The sequence below is a fragment of the Roseovarius halophilus (ex Wu et al. 2025) genome, assembly GCF_047086965.1.
The window spans coordinates 1-1,942 of record NZ_JBKOTX010000420.1; the positions used below are offsets into that span (position 1 = coordinate 1).

Consider the following 1,942-nt stretch of genomic DNA (forward strand, 5'->3'; position numbering starts at 1 on the left):
GCTTGGCTGACCCGCGAGGGGCTGCGCGCCCAGGCCGCCTATGACGCGCGCCGCCTTGTGCGACGGCCCGCCCTGCCGCGCAAGATCCTCGGTGCGGTCCTGACGGGCGCAGGGATCGGCATCGCCGCCTTTGCCAATGGCGATGGGCTGGTGGCTTGCGGGCTTTTCGCCCTGGCCGCCAGCGGGCTGCACCTGGCCGCCTTCGGCCCGGACCCGCTGCGCGACAAGCGGGTCGCGGGGGTCGACGGGGTCCAGCAGGATCGCGTGGCCTGCGTGGTCGACGAGGCCGAGGCCTATCTGCAGGCCATGCGCGCCCATGTGGCCCGTCTGGGGGATCGCCGTCTGGAGGGGCGCGTGATGCAGTTCCAGGCCACCGCGCGGCGCATGATCCGTACCGTCGAGCAGGACCCCCGCGACCTGGCCGCCGCGCGCAAGTTCCTGGGCGTCTACCTGATGGGCGCGCGCGACGCGACGGCCAAGTTCGCCGCGCATTATGCCCGCACCGGCGATGCCGCGGCCCGCGCCGATTTCGAGGCGCTTCTGGCCGACCTGGAAGAGAATTTCGCCGCCAGGACAGAAAAGATGCTGCTGGACGATCGCAGCGACATGGAGGTTGAGATCAAGGTGCTGCGCGATCGTTTGCAGCGTGAGGGGCTGTGAGGCCCGTTTCCGATGGGGAGTGTTGAAATGTCGAAAAGATCAACCGAGACCGTGCAGAAGGCCGAGGCCGCTCGGGCCGAGGTCGAGAAGGTGTCCGCCACCGTCCTGCCCGAGCCCGACGCCGGGATTGTCTCCGCCGAGACGGCCGACGCCCCCACCGCCGAGGCGATCAACCGCCGCATGGCCGAACTGGACCTGTCCGACACCAACTCGATCATCTCCTTCGGGGCGGCCACCCAGGCGGAGTTGCAACAGATCGCGCAGTCCATGCTGCAGGGCGTGCGCAACAAGGATATCGGCCCGGCGGGCGACAGCCTGCGCCGGATCGTCACGACGATCCGCGGCTTCGACACCAGCGAACTGGACCTGAGCCGCGACCGGTCCTGGTGGGAAAGGCTGCTGGGCCGCGCGACCCCGGCGGCGAAATTCGCGGCCCGCTTCGAGCAGGTGCAGGGCCAGATCGACCGTGTGACCGACGACCTTCTCAAGCACGAACACGTCCTTCTCAAGGATATCGAAAGCCTGGATCGGCTCTACGAAAAGACGCTGACGTTTTACGACGAGCTGGCGCTCTACATCGCCGCCGCCGAGGCCAGGCTGAAAGAGCTGGACGAGACAACGATCCCCGCCAAGGAAAACGAGGTCGAGTCCGCCGCCGAGGACGCGGTCACCCTCAAGGCTCAGGAGCTGCGCGACCTGCGCGGCGCCCGCGACGACCTGGAGCGCCGGGTGCACGACCTCAGGCTGACGCGGCAGGTGACCATGCAGGCGTTGCCCTCGATCCGGCTGGTGCAGGAAAACGACAAGGCGCTGGTCACGCGGATCAACGCGACGCTCATCAACACCGTGCCGCTGTGGGAAACCCAGCTGGCCCAGGCCGTGACAATCCAGAACGCCGCCGACGCCGCCGGGGCTGTGCGCGACGCCAACGACCTGACCAACGCGTTGCTGACCGCCAACGCGGAAAACCTGCGCAGCGCCAACAAGACCATCCGCGAGGAAATGGAGCGTGGCGTTTTCGACATCACGGCCGTCAAGCAGGCCAACGCCGAGTTGATCGGCACCATCGAGGACAGCCTGCAGATCGCCGAGGACGGCAAGCAGCGCCGCGCCGCGGCCGAGACGGAGCTTGCGACCATGGAAACCGAGTTGAAATCCGCCCTCACCGCCGCCCGCGCGGGGGGGCGAGCATCGGGCGACACGCCCGCGGCCGGGGGCTGATCCGGTGCGCGCGGTCGCAAAGGCCTTGGTGGCGGGTTGCCTGGGCCTGCTGCTGGCGGGT

At 68.7% G+C, this 1,942-nt stretch carries 2 protein-coding genes; both read left to right on the plus strand.

Going from position 1 to position 1,942, the window contains the following annotated elements:
* A partial coding sequence (locus ACH107_RS32375; RefSeq protein WP_412509713.1) for a 5-bromo-4-chloroindolyl phosphate hydrolysis family protein occupies positions 1–660 on the plus strand: 660 nt, incomplete at its 5' end.
* 27 nt (positions 661–687) lie between these two features.
* A complete protein-coding gene (locus tag ACH107_RS32380) occupies positions 688–1,881 on the plus strand; it encodes a toxic anion resistance protein (protein WP_310691599.1) in 1,194 nt (397 codons plus the stop codon).
* The last annotated feature ends 61 nt before the right edge of the window (positions 1,882–1,942 follow it).